This window comes from Actinacidiphila glaucinigra (assembly GCF_900188405.1).
Lineage (GTDB): Bacteria > Actinomycetota > Actinomycetes > Streptomycetales > Streptomycetaceae > Actinacidiphila > Actinacidiphila glaucinigra.
The window spans coordinates 476,316-498,782 of record NZ_FZOF01000001.1 but is presented as its reverse complement, the minus strand read 5'-3'; the positions used below and the strand labels follow the sequence as shown (position 1 = coordinate 498,782).

Annotated in this window: 19 protein-coding genes and 1 riboswitch; of the genes, 5 read left to right on the top strand and 14 right to left on the bottom strand. The window is 72.4% G+C overall.

Annotation, left to right across the window (positions count from 1 at the left end; translation table 11 throughout):
* Position 1: 1 nt before the first annotated feature.
* Both CHF15_RS02285 and CHF15_RS02280 read right to left on the bottom strand, forming a co-directional pair.
* Entirely contained in the window at positions 2-445 is a 444-nt protein-coding gene (locus CHF15_RS02285) for an SRPBCC family protein (protein WP_089221865.1), read from the bottom strand.
* Positions 446-542: 97 nt separating this feature from the next.
* On the bottom strand, positions 543-1,310 hold the full coding sequence (locus CHF15_RS02280; protein ID WP_089221864.1) for a metallophosphoesterase family protein: 768 nt from the start codon (positions 1,308-1,310) through the stop codon (positions 543-545).
* 284 nt (positions 1,311-1,594) lie between these two features.
* Between CHF15_RS02280 and CHF15_RS02275 the strand changes: the two genes are divergently transcribed.
* Entirely contained in the window at positions 1,595-3,391 is a 1,797-nt protein-coding gene (locus CHF15_RS02275) for an AMP-dependent synthetase/ligase (protein WP_089221863.1), read from the top strand.
* Between the two features lie 76 nt (positions 3,392-3,467).
* Here the strand turns inward: CHF15_RS02275 and CHF15_RS02270 are convergent, their stop codons facing one another.
* Together CHF15_RS02270 and CHF15_RS02265 are read right to left on the bottom strand one after the other, a co-directional pair.
* Positions 3,468-5,087 (bottom strand): GMC oxidoreductase, encoded by a 1,620-nt coding sequence (locus CHF15_RS02270; protein ID WP_089221862.1) that lies wholly within the window; start codon positions 5,085-5,087, stop codon positions 3,468-3,470.
* 55 nt (positions 5,088-5,142) lie between these two features.
* Positions 5,143-6,273: a glycosyltransferase family 4 protein gene (locus tag CHF15_RS02265; RefSeq protein ID WP_089221861.1), complete on the bottom strand. Its 1,131-nt coding sequence runs from the start codon at positions 6,271-6,273 to the stop codon at positions 5,143-5,145.
* A gap of 134 nt (positions 6,274-6,407) precedes the next feature.
* Here CHF15_RS02265 and CHF15_RS02260 point away from each other — a divergent pair, with 134 nt between their 5' ends.
* Positions 6,408-7,658: a glycosyltransferase family 87 protein gene (locus CHF15_RS02260; protein WP_089221860.1), complete on the top strand. Its 1,251-nt coding sequence runs from the start codon at positions 6,408-6,410 to the stop codon at positions 7,656-7,658.
* A 539-nt stretch (positions 7,659-8,197) separates the two neighbouring features.
* Positions 8,198-8,722, top strand: a complete 525-nt coding sequence (locus CHF15_RS02255; RefSeq protein ID WP_089221859.1) for a PadR family transcriptional regulator — start codon at positions 8,198-8,200, stop codon at positions 8,720-8,722.
* 256 nt (positions 8,723-8,978) lie between these two features.
* Here the strand turns inward: CHF15_RS02255 and CHF15_RS02250 are convergent, their stop codons facing one another.
* The 6 genes from CHF15_RS02250 to CHF15_RS02225 form a co-directional block, all read right to left on the bottom strand.
* On the bottom strand, positions 8,979-10,064 hold the full coding sequence (locus CHF15_RS02250) for a M48 family metallopeptidase (protein WP_089221858.1): 1,086 nt from the start codon (positions 10,062-10,064) through the stop codon (positions 8,979-8,981).
* Positions 10,061-11,236, bottom strand: coding sequence for a hypothetical protein (locus CHF15_RS02245; protein ID WP_179279622.1), 1,176 nt, complete (start codon positions 11,234-11,236; stop codon positions 10,061-10,063). The genes CHF15_RS02250 and CHF15_RS02245 overlap by 4 nt, the downstream gene beginning before the upstream one ends.
* 31 nt (positions 11,237-11,267) lie before the next feature.
* A complete protein-coding gene (locus tag CHF15_RS02240; RefSeq protein ID WP_089221857.1) occupies positions 11,268-12,323 on the bottom strand; it encodes a C40 family peptidase in 1,056 nt (351 codons plus the stop codon).
* Between the two features lie 154 nt (positions 12,324-12,477).
* Positions 12,478-13,503, bottom strand: a complete 1,026-nt coding sequence (locus CHF15_RS02235) for a C40 family peptidase (RefSeq protein ID WP_089221856.1) — start codon at positions 13,501-13,503, stop codon at positions 12,478-12,480.
* Between the two features lie 315 nt (positions 13,504-13,818).
* The gene (locus CHF15_RS02230; protein WP_089221855.1) at positions 13,819-15,222 is read right to left on the bottom strand and encodes an NYN domain-containing protein; all 1,404 of its coding nucleotides are present in this window, start codon (positions 15,220-15,222) and stop codon (positions 13,819-13,821) included.
* An 89-nt stretch (positions 15,223-15,311) separates the two neighbouring features.
* Complete coding sequence (locus tag CHF15_RS02225) at positions 15,312-15,563, bottom strand: hypothetical protein (protein ID WP_018557044.1); 252 nt, start codon at positions 15,561-15,563, stop codon at positions 15,312-15,314.
* A gap of 114 nt (positions 15,564-15,677) precedes the next feature.
* On the opposite strand from CHF15_RS02225, the gene CHF15_RS02220 reads away from it, so the two are divergent.
* On the top strand, positions 15,678-16,457 hold the full coding sequence (locus tag CHF15_RS02220; RefSeq protein ID WP_089221854.1) for a rhomboid family intramembrane serine protease: 780 nt from the start codon (positions 15,678-15,680) through the stop codon (positions 16,455-16,457).
* Complete coding sequence (locus CHF15_RS02215; RefSeq protein ID WP_018557042.1) at positions 16,454-16,735, top strand: Lrp/AsnC family transcriptional regulator; 282 nt, start codon at positions 16,454-16,456, stop codon at positions 16,733-16,735. The genes CHF15_RS02220 and CHF15_RS02215 overlap by 4 nt, the downstream gene beginning before the upstream one ends.
* 37 nt (positions 16,736-16,772) lie before the next feature.
* Here CHF15_RS02215 and CHF15_RS02210 read toward each other — a convergent pair whose 3' ends face one another.
* The 4 genes from CHF15_RS02210 to qcrA all read right to left on the bottom strand — a co-directional run bounded on the left by CHF15_RS02210 (position 16,773) and on the right by qcrA (position 22,461).
* The gene (locus tag CHF15_RS02210; protein ID WP_089221853.1) at positions 16,773-18,167 is read right to left on the bottom strand and encodes an aminotransferase class V-fold PLP-dependent enzyme; all 1,395 of its coding nucleotides are present in this window, start codon (positions 18,165-18,167) and stop codon (positions 16,773-16,775) included.
* 154 nt (positions 18,168-18,321) lie between these two features.
* A riboswitch (SAM riboswitch) is annotated at positions 18,322-18,438 on the bottom strand.
* Between the two features lie 157 nt (positions 18,439-18,595).
* Positions 18,596-19,660 (bottom strand): anthranilate phosphoribosyltransferase, encoded by a 1,065-nt coding sequence (gene trpD / locus CHF15_RS02205; protein WP_089222175.1) that lies wholly within the window; start codon positions 19,658-19,660, stop codon positions 18,596-18,598.
* A gap of 126 nt (positions 19,661-19,786) precedes the next feature.
* On the bottom strand, positions 19,787-21,424 hold the full coding sequence (gene qcrB, locus CHF15_RS02200; protein WP_089221852.1) for a cytochrome bc1 complex cytochrome b subunit: 1,638 nt from the start codon (positions 21,422-21,424) through the stop codon (positions 19,787-19,789).
* The gene (gene qcrA / locus CHF15_RS02195) at positions 21,421-22,461 is read right to left on the bottom strand and encodes a cytochrome bc1 complex Rieske iron-sulfur subunit (protein ID WP_179279621.1); all 1,041 of its coding nucleotides are present in this window, start codon (positions 22,459-22,461) and stop codon (positions 21,421-21,423) included. The genes qcrB and qcrA overlap by 4 nt, the downstream gene beginning before the upstream one ends.
* Positions 22,462-22,467 lie beyond the last annotated feature (6 nt).

Here is a 22,467-nt window from a genome sequence, read left to right as displayed (position 1 = left end):
GTCAGCCCTGGGACTCGACGCGCTTCTTCAGACCGGCGAGGGCGCGGTCGATGATGACCTTCTCGGCCTTGCGCTTGATCATGCCGAGCATGGGGATCTTGACGTCGACGGTCAGCTGGTAGGTGACCTCGGTGCGCTTGCCGTCCTCCAGCGGGACCAGGATGTAGGCGCCGTCCAGGGTGCGCAGCATCTGGGACTTGACCAGCGTCCAGCGGACCTCGTTGTCGCCGGCCCAAGTGTAGGCGAGGGTGTGGTCGTCCTTGATGGCGCCCGCGTCCAGCAGGAGCCGGACCTGCTCGGCACGGCCGTCGCCGCCGGCGGAGAGGATCTCGGCCTCCTTCACCTCGCCGGTCCACTCCGGGTACCGGGCGAAGTCCGCGATGACGCCCATGACATCGGCCGGGGCCGCGTCGATCGTGATGCTCGACCTGGTGTGTTCCGCCATCGCCGTGGCCCCTCCGGGACGTCGCGTCGTACCTGCTGTCGTATGCCTGCTGGTGAAGGCTACCGCCTGGTCGGGCGGCCGGAGACCGCCGGGGCGGTCACCACCGCAGCGCCCAGGGCGTTCGGGTGGAGTTGAAGTGGCCGACATTGACGCATTCGGTCGTCCCCAGGCGCATCCGCGGCACGAGCGGCTGGTGGACGTGGCCGAAGAGCGCGTACTTCGGGCGCACCCGGCGGATCGCGTCGAGCAGTGCCTCGCTGCCGCGTTCGAGCCGGCGGGCGACGGTGTCGTAGCAGAGCTCGGGGACGGCGGGCGGGATGTGTGAGCAGAGCACGTCGACCTCGCCGAGGGCCTCCACCTTGGCGGCGTACGTCTCGTCGTCGATCTCGTACGGGGTGCGGTAGGGGGTGCGCAGCCCGCCGCCGACGAAGCCGAAGACCAGGCCGCCGATCTCGGTGGTGGTGCCGTCGAGCACCGTGGTGCCGGGCCGGGCGTACTCCGGCCAGAGCGCGGGGATGTCGACGTTGCCGTAGGTGGCGTAGGTGGGGGTGGGGAAGGCGGCGAACAGCTCGGCGTACTGCCGGCGCACGGCGGACTCGATGGCGGTGCGCCGGTCGGTGCCGAGTCCCGACCACAGTTCGCGGTCGAGGGCGCGGGCCTCGTCCCAGCGCAGCGCGGTGCGCAGCCCGACCATGCGGGAGGCGTTCTCGGTGCCGAAGAGGTCGGGGAAGATGCCCCGCGAGTGGTCGGCGTAGTCGAGGAAGAGGATCAGGTCGCCGAGGCAGATCAGCGCGTCGGCGCCGTCGCCGGCCCTGGCGAGGGCTTCGGAGGCGCCGTGGACGTCGCTGACGACATGGACCCGCATGACGATCACTCTAGGACGCGGCCGACGGGGTCGGGGAGGCCACACCGGGGCTGCGGTTACCTGCGGGTCACAGGGGGGCTCGACTAGGCTTCCGACCAGTGGATCCGCACTGTGCCGCAGCGGGCATCCGGCGTGTGACGACGATGTGACACACAAAACATCTACACGGCACCCCCTACCGCAGAAGCTTTACCGGTGGGTAACGTCCAGGCCGTCCGTTCCACGCTCAACCATGCAGTGGACGCAGCCAGCACCGCCGCCGGCGCCGATGAGGAGCAGCAGTTTTGCGCGAGTTCAGCCTTCCGGCTCTCTATGAGGTCCCCGCGGACGGGAACCTGACGGATCTCATCCGCCGCAACGCCGCGCAGCATCCCGACGTTCCCGTCATCGCCCGGAAGACCGCGGCCGGAGACTGGGCGGACGTCACCGCCACCGCCTTCCTCGCCGAGGTCCGTGCCGCCGCCAGGGGCCTGATCGCCTCGGGCGTGCAGCCCGGCGACCGGGTGGCCCTGATCTCCCGCACCCGCTACGAGTGGACCCTCTTCGACTTCGCCGTCTGGACCGCGGGCGCGGTCACCGTGCCGGTCTACGAGACCTCCTCGGCCGAGCAGATCGAGTGGATCCTCGGTGACTCCGGCGCCGTCGCCGCCATCGTGGAGACCGAGGCCCACGAGAAGTCCGTCGAGTCGGTGCGCGACCGCCTGCCGCAGCTCAAGCACGTGTGGCGGATCGAGGCGGGCGCGGTCGAGACTCTCGGCGCGGCCGGCACGGACGTCGCCGAGGCGACGGTGGACGAGCGCAGCGCCTGGGCCAAGGCGGACTCCCCGGCAACCATCGTCTACACCTCGGGCACCACCGGCCGCCCCAAGGGCTGCACGCTCACGCACCGCGCGTTCTTCGCCGAGTGCGGCAACGTCGTGGAGCGCCTCAAGCCGCTCTTCCGCACCGGTGACTCCTCGATCCTGCTCTTCCTGCCGCTCGCGCACGTCTTCGGCCGGCTGGTCGAGGTCGCCGCCGTCATGGCGCCGATCAAGCTCGGGCACGTCAGCGACACCAAGAACCTCACCGACGAACTGGCCGCCTTCCGGCCGACGCTGCTGCTGGGCGTGCCGCGGGTCTTCGAGAAGGTCTACAACTCCGCGCGCGCCAAGGCCCAGGCCGGCGGCAAGGGGAAGATCTTCGACAAGGCCACCGACGTGGCGATCGAGTACAGCCGCGCGCTGGACTCGGCGAGCGGTCCCGCGCTCGGCCTGAAGTTCAAGCACAAGGTCTTCGACCGGCTGGTCTACAGCAAGCTGCGCGCCGTGCTCGGCGGCCGCGCCGAGTACTCGATCTCCGGCGGGGCTCCGCTGGGCGAACGGCTGGGCCACTTCTACCGCGGCATCGGCTTCACGGTCCTGGAGGGCTACGGCCTGACCGAGTCCTGTGCGGCCACCGCCTTCAACCCCTGGGACCGCACCAAGATCGGCACCGTCGGCCAGCCGCTGCCCGGCTCCACGGTCCGCATCGCCGACGACGGCGAGGTGCTGCTCCACGGCGAGCACCTGTTCTCGGGGTACTGGAACAACGAGGCGGCCACCGCCGAGGCCGTCACCGACGGCTGGTTCCACACCGGCGACATCGGGACGCTGGACGAGGACGGCTACATCACCATCACCGGCCGCAAGAAGGAGATCATCGTCACCGCGGGCGGCAAGAACGTCGCCCCGGCGGTGATCGAGGACCGGATCCGCGCCCACGCGCTGGTCGCCGAGTGCATGGTGGTCGGCGACGGCAAGCCCTTCATCGGCGCGCTGGTCACCCTGGACGAGGAGTTCCTGCCCCGCTGGGCCGAGCAGCACGGCAAGTCCGGCCGCGGCGTGGCGGAACTGCGCGAGGACCCCGAGTTGCTGGCCGAGGTGCAGTCGGCGGTCGACGACGGCAACGCCGCGGTGTCCAAGGCCGAGGCGGTGAAGAAGTTCCGCGTCCTGGCGACCCAGTTCACGGAGGAGTCCGGTCACGTGACGCCCTCGCTGAAGCTGAAGCGCAATGTGGTGCTGCGGGACTTCGCGGACGAGATCGCCGCGATCTACGGCGGATGAGCCCGCGCTGACGGGCCCCCACCCGCGTTGACGGTGGCCGCCGTACGCCTCGCGCGGACGGCGGCCGCCGGCGTTCCTAGGTGATGCCGTCCTGGGCCAGGACCCTGGCCATGGTGCGCTCGGCCAGGGCGGTGATGGTGACGAACGGGTTGACCCCGATGGAGCCGGGCACGAGCGAGCCGTCGACGACGTACAGGCCGTCGTAGCCGTTCGCGCGGCCGTAGGCGTCGGTGGCGCTGCCGAGGACGCAGCCGCCCAGCGGGTGGTAGCAGAAGTCGTCGGCGAAGACGCGGTTGCCGCCGAACAGGTCGTAGCGGTAGATGGTGGCGTTGGCCCGGTTGACGCGGTCGAAGAGGGACTTCGCGGCGGCGACCGAGGGCTGGTTCTGGGAGCGGCTCCAGTTGAGCACCGCCGCGTCGGTGGCCGGGTCGTAGACGAAGGTGCCCCGCTCGGGGTTCCTGGTGATCGCCAGATAGAGGCTGACCCAGGTCTCCAGGCCGATGGGGAGCGGGGCGATCTCGGCGAACACCGGGTTGGCGGCGTTGTTCCAGTCGTTGATGCCCATCACGGGGATGGTCGACTGCCGGGCGCCGGTGGGGTTCCACAGGTGGTTGGCGCGGCCGAGCATGATGTTGCCGTTGCCCGCCCAGCCCTTGCCGACGGCGGGGCTGAGATCGGGCAGGGCGCCCGTCTCCCGGGCGCGCAGCAGCAGTTCGGTGGTTCCGAGGCTGCCCGCGGCGAGGAACAGCGCGCCGCAGCCGACCTCGCGGGTGGCGACGACGGCGCCGGTGAGATCGGTCTGCGCGACCGTGAGCACATAGCTGCCGTCGGGGTCGCGGCGGATCGCCCTGACGCGGCTGAGCGTCTCGATGGTGACCTTGCCGGTGCCGAGCGCGGCGGCGAGATAGGTCCGGTCCAGGCTGCGCTTGCCGAAGTTGTTGCCGTAGATGACCTCCTGGGCCAGGGCCGACTTCGTGGCGGTCCCGGCCGCCTCGCGCTGCATGTGGCCGAAGTCGTAGACGTTGGGGACGAAGGTCGTGGCGAGCCCGGCCCTGGCGGCCTGGGCGCGGGAGACACGGGTGAACTGGTACCACTCGGTGCTCTCGAACCAGTCCGGCGCGACGGTGTTGACGCCGAGCATGCGGTTGGCCAGCGGGAACCACGTGCCGTACATGGCGTCCGCGTCGACCTGCGGCAGGACCTCCCGGAAGTAGGCGCGGTCCGGTGTGACGGCCATGCCGCCGTTGACGAGGGATCCGCCGCCGACGCCGCGGCCGACGTAGACGGACATGCCGGGGTGGTCGACGCGGTCCAGGACGCCGGGGTACGGGCTGATGTCCCTGTTGACCACGTCGAGCCAGAGGAAGGAGGCGAGGGGGGCCGCGGTGCGGGTGCGGAACCACATGGAGCGCCGGTCCGGCGAGGCGGTGCTGCAGAAGACCTTGCCGTCGGAGGACGGCGCGTCCCACGCCCGCCCCATCTCCAGTACGAGGGTGCTCACGCCCGCCTCGGCCAGGCGTAACGCCGCGACCGCGCCTCCGTATCCGGAGCCGACGACGACGGCCGGTACGTAGCCGGCCGGTTCCCGGTCCGCCGCGGCGGCCGGGGAGAGCCCGATGCGGGTGAGTCCCATCACGGTTGCCGTCTGCAGGGCGGCCATGCCCAGTATCTGACGGCGCGTCAGGTTTGCTGTCATGGGCGCATCATGGGCGGAACGACGGATTCCGCCCATACCGTGCGCACATGGTCTTTTACAAGAGGGCCGTTAGCCGCCCGGCGAGCAGATCCCACCGCCAGGCGTCCTCGACCCACTTGCGCCCGCGCTCGCCCATCCGGCGCCGCAGCTCCGCGTCGCCCAGCAGCGCCAGGATCCGCTCGGCGGCCTCCCCGGGCTCCCCGCCGCGCACCACCCAGCCGGTCTCGCCGTCCAGCACCGCGTCCGGCGCTCCGCCGGAGTCGCCCGCGACGACCGGCAGCCCGGTGGCCGAGGCCTCCAGGTAGACGATGCCGAGACCCTCGACGTCCAGTCCGCCGCGGCGCGTGCGGCACGGCATGGCGAAGACGTCGCCGGCGCCGAAGTGCGCGGGCAGCTCCTGCCAGGGCACGGCCCCGGTGAACCGCACCGACTCCGCCACCCCGGTCCGCTCGGCGAGCCGCTTCAGTTCGTCCGCGTAGGGGCCGCCGCCCACGACCAGCAGGACGGCGTCCGGCCGGTCGGCCAGGATCAGCGGCATCGCCTCGATGAGGGTGTCCTGGCCCTTGCGCGGCACCAGGCGGGAGACGCAGACGACCACCGGCCGGTCGCTGAGCCCCAGCCGGGCGCGCACCGCCTCGCCGCCGGAGGCCGGGTGGAAGGTCTTCTCGTCCACGCCCGGCGGGAGCTGCACCATGCGCCCGGCGGCCTCGGGGGTCAGCGCCCGGGCGATCCGGGACCGGGTGTACTCGCCCAGGTAGGTGATCGTGTCGGTGCCCTCGCCGATCCGCCGCAGCAGCGTGCGGCTCGCGGGCAGCTGCGCCCACCCCGCCTCGTGCCCGTGGGTCGTCGCCACCAGCCGGCGCGCCCCCGCCTTCCGCAGCGCGGGCGCCATCAGCCCGAGCGGGGCCGCCGCCCCGAACCACACCGACGTACAGCCGTGTTCGCGCAGGAGCGCGGCGGCCCGCCGGGTCACCCTCGGGGTCGGCAGCAACATCGTCGTACGATCACGTACGACCGGGAAGGGCTGCTCGGCGTCGAACGCGGCGACCTCGGAGCCGTCCCGCCAGGTCGACGCGTACACCACCACCCGGCCGGGATCGAGGCGCAGCGCCATGCTGTGCACGAACGCCTGGATGCCACCGGGACGTGGCGGGAAGTCGTTGGTGACGATCAGGGTCTTGTCCATACGTCGCCGAGGGTATCCGGTGCGGTCCGCGGCAACCGACCGCGGTCCGCGGCGCGTCTAAGCTCCACACGCCTGTCCACAGGTGAGACCGGCATCGTGCATCATCACTGCAGAACCGATTCGACGAGGTGGACATGGCAGGCGACAGCGGCAAGCGGCTCCCGGTCGGGCCGGTCCTCGCCTGGGTGGCCACCAGGGTCCTGCTGCTGCTCTACGTCTTCAAGGTGCTCAGCCTGTCCCCGCTGGACGTGACCACCGACGTCTCGGTGATCTACCACGGCTGGTACGAGGTCCTGAAGACCGGCGCCTTCCCCCACCACGACGTCACCTGGCAGTACCCGCCCGCCGCCGCGCTCGCGGTGCTCTCCCCCGCGATGCTGCCGTTCCTCGACTACGCGACCGCCTTCTTCTGGCTCGCCTGCGCCGCCGACCTCGTCGCCTTCGCGCTGCTGCTGCGCGGTTCGCGCGGCGAGGGGCGGCGGCAGGCCGGTGCGTACGTGTGGGTGCTGGGCGTGCCGCTCCTGGGGCCGACCGCATACGCGCGCTACGACGTCATGGTCACCGCCGTCGCCGTGGCCGCGCTGCTGGCGACGGTGCGCCGTCCCAGGGTCGCGGGCGCGCTGATCGCGTTCGGCGCGATGCTCAAGGTCTGGCCGGTGCTGCTGCTCACCGGGGTCCGCGACCGCCGGATCTGGGCGGCGGCCGTGGCCGGCGCGGGCGTCCTCGCCCTGGGCTTCTGGCTGTGGATGCCGGGGGCCTTCGCCTTCCTGCGCTTCCAGGGCGAGCGGGGCACCGAGGTGGAGTCCCTGGGCTCCCTGGTCTTCCACATCGCCCGGCACCACGGCTGGCAGGGACAGGTGCAGCTCAACTACGGCTCCATGGAGTTCCTCGGACCCCATGTGGGCCTGGTGAGCAACATCGCGCTCGGCCTGACCATCGCCGCCTTCTCCTGGCTGCTGCTGTGGCGGCTGCGGGCGCGGACGTACGGCCCTCAGACGCCCTTCGACGCCGCGTTCACCGCGGTGCTGCTGTTCACCACGACCAGCCGGGTGATCAGCCCCCAGTACATGATCTGGCTGATCGGCCTGGCGGCGGTCTGCCTCACGCTGCGGGCCAGCGTGATGGCGCTGCCCGCGGTGCTGGTGCTGGCGGCGACGGTGCTCACCCTGTACGAGTTCCCGGTGCGCTTCGCCGACGTCGTCGGCAGCACCGACCTCGGCATCACGCTGCTGCTGCTCCGCAACGGCCTGCTGGTGGCCGCCTCGGTCATCGCCTGCCGCCGGCTGTGGGTGGCCTCGGCCCGTCTGCCGTCGAGGCCGCGCACGGCGCCCGAGACGCGCCTGCCGGAGCGCGACCAGGACACCGAGAAGCTGCTGACCTGGTGAAGGCCGCCGGCGCGGCCGGGACGGCGAGCGCGTAGGCGAACGGCAGGGCCCGTTCACCCGGCCGCGAGGCGGAGGGCCGCCGGGTCCCGTGCCTGCCGAGCAGCAGGGCCCCCGGCTCCCGGCACAGGAATCCACCGACGGCGACCGCCGGGGTCCGCAGCGCGCACAGCGCCGCCCCCACCGCCGCCGGGTCCCGTGCCCCGCCGCGACGGCCGCCGCCCCGGGGACGAGAGCGCCTGCACGACCGGCGGGGCCCCGGTGCGGCGACCGCGACCGGCGCGGGCGCACCGCGTAAGCCACCGCCCGCCCGTTGCGCCCGCAGCCGCGCGGCCCCGGGCCACCCGCGGCACGTAGATGACCCTGGCGACGACGCCGGCGAGCGCTTCCAGGTGGACCGGGCCCGCCGGCGCGGCCGCTCGGGCGCGGTGCGTCGTGGTTCACCCGAACGTGGTACCTCGTTTCGAGATACCACGTTTAGAGGTAACATCATGGCACTGCACGGACAAGTCCGAACGCATGATCGGGAAAGGTGGCGAACAGTGCTGGAGCTCACCATCCTGGGCTTCCTCTACGAGGAATCCCTGCACGGCTACGAGCTCAAGGAGCGCATCGCCGCACTCAACGGCCACGTCCGCCCGGTCAGCGACGGCGCGCTCTACCCGGCCATCAACCGCCTCACCACGGCCGGGCTGGTCAGCCAGCACACCGAGCCCGGCGTCGGCGCCGCCCCGCGCCGCGTGCTCTCGCTCACCGACGCCGGGCGCACGCGGCTGCTCGCCCGGCTGCGCGACCCCAAGCCGATCGAGATCACCGACGCCACCCGCTTCTTCGCCGTGCTGGCCTTCCTGAGACACCTCCCCGACACCGCGGCCCAGGCCGGGGTGCTCCGGCGCCGCCTGGAGTTCCTGGAGACCCCGGCCGGCTTCTTCTACGACCGCGGCAAGCCCGTGCGCGCCGAGGACACGGGCGACCCCTTCCGCCAGGGCATGCTCCGCATCGCCCGCGCCACGGGTCGCGCGGAGCGCGAATGGCTCACGGAGGCCCTGGCCGCCCTCACGGCCTGAGGCCGGATCCGGGTGAGGCCCGCGCGCAGGCTGCGCGGACGGCCCGCGGGCGTCACGGCCCGGGCCCGGGGCGCCCGGAGGCGCATGGCGCTGCGACCCGCCGCGCCCGGCGGACGCAACCGACGTTCCCGGGGACACCCCCGACTACGTACGGCCCGCGGGACCGGGCCGCCCCGAGCTGGATGGCCGGCAGGCCGCGGGGCGCCCGCGAGAGCCAGGCGCACCCCGTACGGCCCAGGTGACCGCGCGCCGCGGACTAACCCGCGGCGAAGGCGCGGGCGGCGGCGATGCGCTGGACGGGGGTGGGGTGCGTGCCGAAGAGGACGTGCAGAAGGCGCGGGGGGTCGGGGTCGGAGACGTTGGTGACGGTGAGCCGGCGCTGCATGGCGATGAACCGCTCGGCGTCCCCGGTGAGTTCCAGCGCGTGCGTGTCCGCCCGCCGTTCGACGCGCCGGCTCAGCGCGCAGCCGAACGGCCCGGCGCACGCCGACAGCGCCGCGGCCACCGCCGCCAGCAGGAACAGCCCGCGCGGGTCGCCCGTGCCGTGGGAGGAGGCGGCCATGACCGCGGAGAGCACGCACACCCCCGCTCCCGCGCCGACGGCGCCGAGCAGGGTGCCGCGCAGCACGTCGCGGTGCTTGACGTGTCCCAGTTCGTGAGCGACGACGAGTTCGACCTCGGCCGCCGGGGCCGTGCCGAGCAGCGTGTCGTAGGCGACGATCCGCCGGGTGCGTCCAAAGCCGGAGACGTACGCGTTGAGCGCCGTCGTCCGCCGGGACGCGTCGGCGACCAGCACCGCCCCTACGGGGATCCGGTCCCGCCCGGCCAGCGCCAGCAGCGCGTCGCGCAGCGGCCCGTCCTCCATCGGCCGGAAGCGGTTGAAGAGCGGCTCCAGCACGACCGGGGCGAGCCAGGACAGCACGACGGCCGCGCAGACGGCACCCAGGGCCGCCCAGGCCCAGCCGAGGCCGTAGTAGCCGTACAGCGCGGCCAGCACCAGCGGAACGGAGACGAGCAGCCCGCGCAGGACGTCGACGGCCCAGCCGCCCCAGCCCTGCGTGACGAGCCCGTAGCGGCGCCGGATGACGCGGACCCGGGCGGAGAACGGCAGCGTGACCGCCTGCTGGAGCAGCACCAGCAGCAGACCGCCGGCCAGGACGCGCAGGGCCCGGGCGTCGCCGAACAGCCCGGTGAGGGCGGCGCCCGCGGGGGTCAGCCCGAGCACCAGCAGCAGTGCGAGCCCGGCGAGGCGGCCGCCGAGCAGGAAGGGCAGTTGCGCGCGGCGCAGCGCCCTGCCGCGGGCGGTCTCCTCCGGCGTGAAGTCCCCGTCCGTGCCGCTCATCGCAACTCCCCCTCGACGTAGGCCCGCCAGCGCTCGGTGAGGGCGTCCTCGTCGATGCCGAGCGTGCCGCGCAGATCCGCACCGGAACGGTACAGCGCGACCAGCCGGTCGGCGCCCCAGGTGTCGGCGATGAGCCGGCAGGCCAGCCAGGCGCCTTCGTACGCCTGGGCCTGCGCGGTCGCGCCGGGCGCGAAGTCGGCGTCCGCGGGAAGGTGCCCGGGCGGGCCGGAGGCCGTGACCTCGCGGCGCAGCTCGGGTGCCAGGCTCGCCGCCGTACGGCCGGAGTCGCGGTAGGCGACCCAGTCGGCGAAGCCCTCGGAGAGCCACATGGGGGTGTGGGAGGTCGTCGCGGCGCGCGTGGCGACGTGGGTGGTCTCGTGGGTGAGCACGACCTGGCGGCCGAAGGCCGACAGTCCGGCGAAGGCCTCGGGGTTGACGATGACGCGTCCGGCGGGGGCGGTGCCGTCGCCGCCGACCTCCCCGGTGGTGACGGCCGCGACGCCCGCGTACGTCTCCGCGGGGGCGTCCAGCAGTTCGCCCATGCGCCGCAGGGAGGAGGGCACCTCCAGCACCACCCGCCCGGTCCAGCCCTTAGCGCCCCAGGCCCGACGCACCTGCGGGACGGCCCGGTCCGCGTCGGTGGCGTACCCGGCCAGCTCCTCCCGGTCGCCGGTGCCGAGGACGAGGCTGTGGCTGCCGCGGACGACGTGCAGCGCCCCCTGCTCCCACAGCAGGCCGCCCGGGTCGCCGTCGCCGGCCACCCGCCAGCGTCCGCCGCCGTCGGTGCGCAGCAGCAGGGACTCGTCCGTGGTGACCGGGGCGCTGTCGTAGCCCTTGAGGCGGTAGCGCAGCTCGACGCGGGCCCTCACCGGGTCGGCGCCCTCCGTGGAGACCAGCCGGTACGACCAGGAGGCGAGCGGGAGCTCCCGGAGGTTGCGGAAGACCCGGCGCTCGGCGTCGCGCCGGGCGGGCGTCACATCGGCGAGGTACGCCTTCTCGTCGCGGTCCAGGACCGCGTCGGCCCGCCGTTCCAGCAGCTGCCGTACGACCGGGTCCCCGGGGCGCGCGTGCTCCGCCGCCCCTCCGCCCGAGGGTCCGCAGCCCGCGAGGAGCACCGCCGCGCCGCACAGCGCGGCGGCCGCGGCGCGGGTCGGCGAGCGGAAGAGGGCCACGCCGCCGATCGTACGGTCCCGGCGGCGACGGTCACGTGGGCCGGGTCACCGCGGAGATCGGCAGCATGGCGACGGGGTCGTAGCGGACCCGGGCGCCGGGGTAGGGGGCGTGGATGACCTGGCCGTCGCCGACGTACATGGCGACGTGGCTGGCGTCGCCGCGGTAGAGCACCAGATCGCCGGGGCGCGCCTGGCTGAGCGGTACGTGCCGCCCGGCGTTCAGCTGGGCCTGCGAGGTGCGGGGCAGGCCCACGCCGGCCTGGCGGTACGCCCAGACCATCAGGCCGGAGCAGTCGAAGGAGCCGGGGCCGGTGGCACCCCAGACGTAGGGGGAGCCGACGGCGGAGCGCGCGGCGGCGACGGCCGTCGCGGCGCGCAGCGACAGCGGACCGAGGTCCGGGATGTCGACCGTGCGGCCGGACCGGGAGGCGCGCGCCTCCAGGCGGCTGGCGAGCCGGGCACGCTCCTGCGGGGAGAGGGAGTTGACCAGGCGCGCGGCCGCCATCAGCTTGCGCTGCACGGCCTTCTTCCGGACGGTGAGGCTGGTGCGGGCCCGCTCCAGTTCGCCGAGCCGATCGGTGGCCCGGGAGCGTTCCTGGTCCAGGAAGCGCTGGGCGGAGCGGAGTTCGCCGAGTCGCGCGTTGCCGCGGCTGCTGATCCGGTCGAGGGTGGCGGCCCGGTCGAGATAGGTCGCCGGGTCGGGCGAGAGCAGCAGGGCGAGGGTGGGGTCCACTCCCCCGCCGCGGTACTGGGCCCCGGCGAGCGTGCCGAGGTCGTCGCGGAGCCGGTTGACCCGCTCCTGGCCGCGCGCGGCGCGGTCCTGGAGCACCTCCACCTCGCGCCGGAGCCGCTGGGTGTTCTCACGGGCGGCGTTGAACTGCTCGGTGGCCCGCTCCGCCTGGGTGTAGAGGTGGTCGATGCGGGCCGCGACGTCGCCCGCGGTGTCCGCCGGGTCGGCGGCGGCCGTCTGCGCGGTGGTGGCCGCGCCCGCCATCGCGGCGGCGGCGGTGGCCGCCGCCGTCAGGACCGTGGCCCTGGAGGTACGCGGGGCCCGGCCGGGCTGCGGAATGCGTCGATGGGATGGCACGTCGGCTGACAGTAGTCAGCCGGACACGGGGAGTTCAAAGACCGTGTACCGCCGGGCGGCCTGACGGCGCCCTGCTTGCGCAGGTCACCGCCGGGCCGTCACCGTACGAGATCACCCGATAGGTTCAACGGGCTCCGCCGCTTCGGCCCGGATCTCAGATGCGGACGCCGAACTGGAACGGCATGTTGTTGATGGACTCGTAGCGCACGACGGTGCCGGTGCGCGGCGCGTGCAGGACCATGTTGTTGCCCGCGTAGAGCCCCACGTGGTGCTGGTCGCCGTAGAAGATGACGAGGTCGCCGGGCGCCAGTTGGCTCATCGACAGGCGCGTGCCGGCGTTGGCCTGGGACTGGGAGGTGCGCGGTATGCCGGCGCCGGCCTGGGCGTAGGCCCAGGAGGTGAGGCCGGAGCAGTCGAAGGAGCTCGGGCCGGTGGCGCCGTAGACGTACGGCGAACCCAGCTTGGTCTTGGCGGCGGAGAGGGCCGCGGCGGCCAGCGAGGAGGCGGGCGGGACGTTGCCGAGGTCGACCCGCTCGTTGGAGCGGTTGGCGCGGTCCTCCGCGGCGGCCAGGGACGCCCGCTGGGCGGCGGTCAGCGAGTTGAGCAGCTTCTGCGCCTCGCCGAGCTTCGCCTGGACTTCCTTCTTCTTCTTGCCCAGCTCGGTGCGGGTCTCGTCGAGCTCGTCGAGCTTGCTCGCGGCCTCCGCCTTCTGCTGGTTAAGGGTGCGCTTCTTCTCCGCGATCTGCTGGAGGCCCTCGGCCTGCTTGGTGCTCAGCTGGTCGAGCGTGGACGCCTTGTCGAGGTAGCTGTCCGGGTCGGCGGAGAGGAAGAGCTGAAGCGACGGGTCGATGCCGCCACTGCGGTACTGCGCGCTGGCCAGGGTGCCGAGGTCGTCCTGCAGGTCGTTGAGCTCGGACTGCTGGCGGGCCACCTCGTCCTGGATGTCCTCGACCTGCTTCTGCAGCTTCTGCTGCTTCTCCTTGGCGCCGTTGAACTTCTCGGTCGCCTGCTCGGCCTGCTCGTAGAGGCCGTCGACCTTGGCCTTCACGCTCTTGACGGACGGCTTGGCCGGAGCGGCCTGGGCCGCCTGCGCGGACAGGGCGACGGCTGCGGCGGCGGTCGCGGTGAGCACGGTGACACGTGTGCGACTGGCCTGCTTGGGACGACGGTGGGACGCCACTCGGGCGAGCTCCTTCTTCCTCCAGCCGCCTGCCGCATGCATCGGGAACTGCGTTCCCCGGCCCTGAGCGTCGGCGTCCCCCGTCGTACGCACGGCACTTCAGATCGGCGGGACCTCCGCCGCCATCCTGAGTGGATGATCGACTGGGCAGAGGTTCGAGGCACGACCATAGTGACCATCTTGTGATCGGATCAAATCCCTGAAGAAAAAAAGTCGCTCGGCCGCGGTTTCTTTACACATATCGCACGTGCAGTGATGACGAGTTGACGCTGAGTCCACAAAAAGCGCCCCACACGCCCCACGGTGTGCTCCAGGTCACACCCGGGCAAGTCGCTTCAGCAGCAAGGTGGATGCGACCGGGCGGGCCCCGGCACGGGCCACACCGTCAGCAACTTCGCGATCGGAAGAAACCACCACAATCGGACGACCGGGAGGTTCCGCCCGAACCAGACGGCGGATCAACTCGTCGGCCGTCTCACCGGCCTTGCTGAACAGCACCCGCACCCCGCGCGGCGGTGCCAGCAGCACCGGGGCGTCCAGATCGGCCCCGTCGAAGACGCAGGTGACCTCGGCGCCGCTCTGCGCCGCCAGCACCGCCAGGCCGCCCAGCAGCCGCAGCCGCTGCTTCTCCAACGGCAGCGCCGGATAACCGGTCTTGGTCACGTTGTAGCCGTCGACCACCAGATGGGACTGCGGCAGCGCCAGCAACTGGTCCAGCAGTGCCGGATCGTCCTCGGACAGGGCGCGCCGCGCGATGTCCTTGGGGCTGATCGTCCCCGGCGTCACCGCGTCGACGGTGTCCGCGGGCCGGGCGCCCAGGGTGTCGCGCGGCGGCAGCGCCAGCTCCCGGCGCAGTCCCGAGGCGGCGTCGAGGACGGTGTCCAGCAGCAGCCGCAGTCGCATGTCCTCGGTGCTGCGGCCCTCCCGGGCCGCCCGGCGGGAGGCCTCCACGGCCTGCTCGGCCTCGGCGAGCCGGGCCCGCAGCCGGCGTGCCTCACCGTCCGCCGACGCCTTCTCCGCCGCCGCGGCCGCGCGCGTCTCGTCCAGTTCGGCCTCGACCTTGCGCAGCGCGGCCTCAGCCCGCTTCACGTCGCTCGCCGCGCTGCGCAGCTTGCGCTGCAGCGACTCGGCCTCCTTGCGGGCAGCCTCCAACTCGGTGCGGACCCGCACGGCCTCGGTACGGGACTGGGTCCGGACCTCGTCCAGTTCCGCCTTCAGCTGCCGCAGCTCGCGCTGCGTCTCCTCGCCCGCCCGTTCGGCGCTGACCCGCTGGGCCTCCTCGCCCGCCGCGGCCACCAGTTTGGCCCAGCCCGCGGGGCGCAGCAGGTACGCGGCGGCCGCCACGTCCAGCGGGTCGACCGCGGGGGGCGGGGTGCCGGCGTCCAGCGCCTCGCACAGCTCCGGCTCGGACTCGCGCAGCCGGGCGCCCACGCGCTGCCGGAAGGACGGGTCGCCCTCCAGCGCCGTGGCCAGCGCGGTGGCGGCGAACTTGGCGCGGCGGCTCGGGGTGAACCGGGCGTAGGGGCGCAGCACCGCGGGCAGCTCGGCCGGGGTCAGCCCGCCGAACGCCTCCGCCGCCAGCGCGACCACGCGGTGCCGAACGCCCTCGGGCAGCGGACGGTCCAGCGACTCGCCGTGGACGGACTCCTCCGGCGCAGCCCCGGTCTCGGGCGCGGCGGCTTCCTCGCCGCGGCCCGGGTTACCGCCGGTCCCGTCCACCCGTCACTCCCGTCCAGTCCGTGGGCGCCTCCCCGGCCTCCTTCAAGCTCTCTGGCCGCGCCGCATTCTTCTATTGTCCCCGGCCGCGCTCAGGCCTGCGTCGCCGCCGCCGTGTCGGGGCGGTCGACCAGTTCGACCTGGTCCACGGCGTTGCACCAGCGGCAGCGCACCGACTCCACGGTCTCGCTGAGCACCTCGCGCTCCTCGACCGAGGGCTCGCCCGCCAGGTCCAGGTGGACGTACTCCACGACCTTGCTGGAACGGGTGACGTCGAACCGGGTCAGATTGCCGCACAGGGTGCAACGCCAGCGGGTCGTGACGGTCGGCAGGGGCACCGGCATCGGTCGTCTCCTCGGTCGCGCGGATGCGTTCCGGTCACCCTACGGCCTCGGTGGTCCCGCGCGCTGCGGCGAGGCGCCCCACGCCCGTTACACCCGTTCCGTCATGATCGGTCCATGGTCATCCCGGTGTACGACAAGAACCCCGTCCACCGCACACCCGTGGTGACGTACGCGCTGATCGGGCTGTGCGGGTTGCTCTTCCTCATCAGCCCGTCCTCCGGGCTCAACTACATGTACGGCATGGGCCACGATCAGGTGTGCGCCCAGGCGACGTACTTCGCCCGCTGGGGTGTCGTTCCCACCCAGCTCTGGCACGGCCACATCCCCCTGGCGCAGGTGCCGATGCCGACCGGCTGCCCGCCGCTCGGGTCCTTCGCGACCTCGCCGTTCGTTTCCGTGCTCACCGCGCTGTTCGTGCACGGCGGTTGGTTCCACCTGCTCGGCAACATGCTCTTCCTCTGGGTCTTCGGCGACAACGTCGAGAACCGCATGGGCCGCTTCCGCTTCCTGCTCTTCTACATCGCCTCCGGCTACGTGGCGACGTACGGCTACGCGCTCGGGCACACCTCCTCCACCCAGACCCTGGTCGGCGCGTCCGGGGCGATCTCAGGGGTACTCGGCGCGTACCTCTACCTCTACCCCAAGGCCAGGGTGACCAGCGTCTTCCCCTTCCTCTTCTTCCTGCCGCTGCGCTTCCCGGCCTGGATGGTGCTGATCTTCTGGTTCGTCCTGCAGTGGCTCGCCGGCGAGGTCCAGCAGACGGGTCCCGGGGTGGCCTACCTCGCCCACATCACCGGCTTCGTCTGCGGCTTCCTGTGCGCGTGGGTGTGCTATCGCGCAACGCCTAAGCTTGAGCCCGCAGCCAGGGCGAGCCAAGGAGACCTACAGCCGTGATCACCGCGATCGTGCTCATCAAGACCAGCGTGGACCGAATCCCCGAGATCGCGGAGTCCATCGCCGCGCTCGACAGCGTCAGCGAGGTCTATTCCGTCACGGGGACGTACGACCTGGTCGCCATGGTGCGGGTGGCCCGGCACGACGAGCTCGCGGACGTCATCCCGGGCCGGATCAGCAAGATCCCCGGCGTCGAGGCCACCGACACCCACGTGGCGTTCCGCACCTACTCCCAGCACGACCTCGAGACGGCCTTCGCCATCGGCCTGGACGCCTGACCGGTTCGCCCGGCGCGGCCCGCCGGGGCCGGGCCGCTCAGGCCTGGTCCCGGTCCGGGACGCAGCGGCCGTCCTCGGTGCGGTAACGCCACTTGGCCCCGTCCGACACCAGCTCCCGCACCGCGTCGACGAAGCGCTCCACGTGCTCGTCCGGGGTGCCCGCGCCGAAGGAGACCCGGATGGCGTTGAGCGTGGGGGCACCCCCGGCGGAAGGATCCGGGAGCTCGCCCGGGGCGGCCTCGGGGGCACCGCACTCGCCCGGCTCCTGGTCGGCCGCGCCGAGCAGGGTGCGCAGCAGGGGGTGTGCGCAGAAGAGGCCGTCGCGGACGCCGATCCCGTACTCCGCGGAGAGCGCCGCCGCGAAGTGGGAGCTGTTCCAGCCCTCGACGACGAAGGAGACGACGCCGACCCGGGGGGCGTCGTCGCCGAACAGCGAGAGCACCCTGACCTCGGGCACCTCGGCCAGTCCGGCCCGCACGCGGGCCACCAGCGCCTGCTCCCGCTCGACCAGCAGGTCGAACCCGGCCTCCGTCAGCGCGCGGCAGGCCGAGGCGATCGCGTAGGCGCCGATGACGTTGGGCGAGCCGGCCTCGTGCCGGGCGGCCGTGGTGTGCCAGTCGACGTCCACCCCGCCGTCCGCGCTCCGGGCCACCCGCCGGGAGGCGCCACCGCCGGCCAGGTAGGGCTCGGCCGCGCGCAGCCAGTCGGCGCGGCCGGCGAGCACGCCGGAGCCGAAGGGCGCGTACAGCTTGTGCCCGGAGAAGGCCACCCAGTCCACGTCGAGTTCCGCGATGTCCACCGGGTGGTGCGGGGCGAGCTGCGCCGCGTCCAGCACGATCCGGGCGCCGTGGGCGTGGGCCGCCGCGGCCAGTTCCCGCACCGGCCAGAGCTCACCGGTCACATTGGACGCCCCGGTCACGCAGACCAGCGCCGGTCCGTCCGCGGCCCGGGCGGCCAGGGCCCGATCCAGCGTCGCCACGGCCTCCGCCGGGGTGCGGGGGGCGCCGAGGTAGGTCACATCGGCCTCCCGCCACGGCAGCAGGGACGCGTGGTGCTCGGTCTCGAAGACGAAGACGCTCGTGCCGGCCGGTACGGCGGCGGCCAGCAGGTTCAGCGAGTCGGTGGTCGAACGGGTGAAGACCACCTGGTCGCCGGGGCGACAGCCGAGGAACTCCGCGACCGTGGCCCGGCTCTGCTCGAACAGGTCGGTCGACAGCTGCGAGAGGTAGCCGGCCCCCCGGTGGACGCTGCCGTAGTACGGCGCGTACGCCGCCACGTCGTCCCAGACCCGCTGCAGCGCGGGCGCGCTGGCCGCGTAGTCGAGGGCGGCGTAGCCCACCTCGCCCCCGGTCACGAGCGGTACGAGGACCTCGCGTCCCAGGACGGGCAGCGGAGCGTGGACGGACGAGGGCAGGGCAGGGCGCGGCGACATGGCGAAGTCTCCTGGGAGCAGGCGTGGGTGAAGGAACGTCAGTGATGACGGAACAGCCCTCGTCACGACGGGCGGACGCCCGGGGAGGGGTGGAAAGGCGGCTGGGGGCCGGGAAAGGCCCTAGCGCATTCGCTTGCTCATGGAGGAACTCCTCTGACCGCGCTTGCCGCAGACCTCGCTGCCTGCGGCCTGGTCATCACCCGGGGCACCCCGCCACGGAAGGAGGGTTGCCGGACAGCGGGCCGGGGCCGTTTCGCTGTCACTCGTGACCTGCGCAGCATCATGCCACACGGGCACGTCGCCGCAAGCCGCGGTCCGCATCCCGGACGGCCCACCGGGGAGCGGGCAGCACGGGGTCGGACAGCACAGCGGCGGACAGCACGGAGGGCCGGGGCGACGGCCCCGGCCCTGCGTGGTGGTTCTCGTGGTCAGGCCTGCGTGGCCGCAGCCCATCGCTCGAGCGTCCGTGCGGCCGCCCCGGAGTCGACCGACTCGGCCGCCCGGGCGATCCCGGCCGCGATCCGGTCGGTCAGCGGACCGCCCGCGCCCTCCAGCGCCACCAGCGCGGCCGCCGAGTTGAGCAGCACCGCGTCACGGACCGGACCGGTCTCGCCGGCCAGCAGCCGGCGGGCGACGTCGGCGTTGTACGCGGCGTCCGCGCCCCGCAGCGCCTCGATCGGCACCAGTTCGATGCCGACGTCGCGCGGGTCGAAGGACTCCTGCTCGACCTTCCCGTCCCGCACCACCCACACCTGGGAGGTGGCCGTGACCGTGAGCTCGTCCAGCCCGTCGTCGCCCCGGAACACCAGCGCGGAGGAGCCGCGGCGGGCCAGCACGCCCGCGATCAGACCGGCCATCCGGGTGTCGAAGCACCCTACGGCGGAGGCGCCCACCCGGGCCGGGTTGGTCAGCGGGCCGAGGATGTTGAAGGAGGTCGGGATGCCCAGGTCGCGGCGGGCCGGGGCGGCGAACCGCATCGCGGGGTGGAACTTCGCGGCGAAGCAGAAGGTGATCCCGGTTTCCTCGGCGACCTCCGCCACCCGCCCCGCGGGCAGGTCGAGGTTGATGCCGAGCTTCTCCAGGACGTCGGAGGCACCGCTGGCGCTGCTGGCCGCCCGGTTGCCGTGCTTGACGACCTTCGCGCCCGTGCCGGCGATGACGATGGCGGACATCGTGGAGATGTTCACGGTCCTGGCCCGGTCGCCGCCGGTGCCGACGATGTCCACGGCGGGGCCGGGGATGTGCAGCGGCTCCGCGTGCGCGTACATCGACTCGACGAGGCCGGTGACCTCCTCGACCGTCTCCCCCTTGGCCCGCAGGGCCACCATGAAGCCGGCGACCTGGGCGTCCGAGGCCTCGCCGCTCATGATCCGGTCCATCGCCCACGTCGCTTCGGCCGCCGTCAGGTCCTTGCCGTTCAGCAGCGCGCCCAGGACGTCGGGCCAGGAGCCGCCCGCCACGGATGCGCCTCCGGCGGGGTTCACAACGCTCATGGTCCACTCCATGGGGTCTGACGTGCGGCGGGAAACCTTCGGCTCCAGCCTATCGGCGCGGGGGAACGGGAAAGGGCCCCGTCCATCGGATGGACGGGACCCTGCCCGGTGGCACAGCTTCAGTGATCAGTGGTGACCGTGGCCGCTCGTGATCTCCTCGTACTCCTCGACGGTGGGCTTGTCGATCTGCGTTCCCTCGCCGTAGTAGCCGCGGGACAGCTTCGCGCGCAGCTTCGCCGTGGGGCCGACCTTCTTCTCCACGCCGTTCTCGTCGACCTCGGGGCCGACCTCGAGCGGCTTGGGCTGCTCGTGCTGGGTGAGCTTGAACAGCGCGCCCTGCTCCAGCGGCTCGTGGATCTCGATGAACTCACCGTGCGGGAGCCGCTTGATGATGCCGGTCTCGCGACCGTGCAGCACCTTGTCCCGGTCGCGCCGCTGCAGACCCAGGCAGATCCGCTTGGTGATGAAGAAGACCAGCACCGGCAGCACGAAGAACGAGATCCGGACCACCCAGGTGATCGCGTTGATCGACAGATGGAAGCGGGTGGCGAAGAGGTCGTTGCCACCACCGACGAGCAGGATCAGGTAGAGGCTGATCCAGGCGGCGCCGATGCCCGTGCGGACGGGACGGTTGCGCGGCCGGTCGAGCAGGTGGTGCTCGCGCTTGTCACCGGTGACCCAGGACTCCAGGAACGGGTAGACGCCCATGAAGCCCAGGACCAGCGGGAAGATCACCAGCGGGATGAACACGCCCAGGACGAGCGTGTGGCCCGCGAAGTTGATCTCCCAGCCCGGCATGATCCGGATCAGGCCTTCGGAGAAGCCCATGTACCAGTCGGGCTGGGCGTCGGTCGACACCTGGTCCGGCCGGTAGGGGCCGTACGCCCACACCGGGTTGACGGAGACCAGCGCGGACATGGCCGCGATGACACCGAAGACCACGAAGAAGAAGCCGCCCGCCTTGGCCGTGTAGACCGGGAAGAACGGCATGCCCACGACGTTCTTCTCGGACTTGCCGGGGCCGGCCCACTGCGTGTGCTTGTGGTAGACGATCAGGATCAGGTGGGCCACCAGCAGGCCCGCCATGATGCCGGGGATCAGCAGCACGTGGATCGTGAAGAACCGCGGCACGACCTCGGCGCCGGGGAACTCACCGCCGAAGAGGAAGAACGAGAGGTACGTGCCGACGATCGGCACGGACAGGACCGCGCCCTCCATGAAGCGGATACCGGTGCCCGACAGCAGGTCGTCCGGCAGCGAGTAGCCCATGAAGCCGTCGAACATGCCGAGGAACAGCAGCAGGAAGCCGAAGACCCAGTTGATCTCGCGCGGCTTGCGGAACGCACCGGTGAAGAAGACGCGCATCATGTGCACGAGCATCGCGGCCACGAAGACGATGGCCGCCCAGTGGTGGATCTGCCGGACCAGCAGACCGCCGCGCACGTCGAAGCTGATGTGCAGGGTCGAGGCGTACGCCTCGGACATCTTGATGCCCTGCAGCGGCGCGTAGGAGCCGTCGTAGACGACCTCGTTCATCGCCGGGTGGAAGAACAGCGTCAGGTAGACACCCGTCAGGATGATGATGATGAAGCTGTAGAGGGCGATCTCGCCGAGCATGAAGGACCAGTGGTCCGGGAAGATCTTCCGGAGGTTGGCCTTGCCCAGGCTGTAGATGCCCAGCCGGCCGTCGGCCCAGTCGGCGACGCGTTCGCCGGCCGGGGCCTTTCCGCGCGGCTTCGCGCTCGCGCTCGTGTTGGTGCTCATCCACGCTCCCAAAACGCAGGGCCCACGGGCTCTTCGAAGTCGCCCAGAGCCTCGAGGTAACCCTCGCCGTTCACGCTGATGTGCAGCTGCGGCAGGGCGTGACCGGCGGGGCCGAAGATCACCCGGGCACCGTCGGACAGGTCGAACGTCGACTGGTGGCAGGGGCAGAGCACGTGGTGCGTCTGCTGCTCGTAGAGGCTGATCGGGCAGCCGACGTGGGTGCAGATCTTGGAGAACGCCAGGATGCCCTGGTGCGCCCAGTCGCGGGACTTCTTGTCCTTGATGTCGTTCGGCTGGATGCGCACGATCATCAGGGCCGCCTTGGCGAGCTGCTCCTGGTAGTCGTGCTGCTCCTCCTCCAGGCCCTCGGGCACGGCGAAGGTCAGCGAGCCGACGGCGACGTCCTCGGGACGCAGCGGCTTGTTGGTGTTCTGGTTGATCAGCAGCCTGCCCTTGGACCACAGCGTGTGGCGGAGCTTGTCCTCCGGCAGCGGGCCGAGGTCGCGCAGCAGGAACACCCCGGAGAGCGGCACCAGGGTCAGCGCGCCGAGCATCGTGTTGCGGATCAGCTTGCGGCGGCCGATCTGGCTCTCGCCGGTGCCCGTGGCGAACTCGGCCATGACCTTGGCCCGGACCTCGGGGCTCGCCGCGATCGCGTGGCGGTCGTCGGCGACCTCGACGTCGGACATCAGCGTGCGGGCCCAGTGGACCGCGCCGGCGCCGATGGCGAAGAGCGAGACGCCGAGGGTCATGCCCAGCGCGAAGTTCAGCGCGCTGATGTGGCCCAGCGGCCAGATGTAGACGATCTTGTCGATCGGGATGACCACGAAGCTGGCGATGAAGCCCAGCGTGGCCAGCATCGACACGGTGAACAGGAACGCCACCGTGCGCTCGGAAGACCTCGCGGCCTTCTCGTCGATGTCCTGGCGGCGCGGCTGGTGAGCCGGGAAGCCCGGGTCCGCGAACGGGTTCTCCGCCGTCGCGACCTGGCTGCCGCCCTCGTGTGCCGGCCTGTCCGGCAGGTTCTCTTCTGACATGTCCTG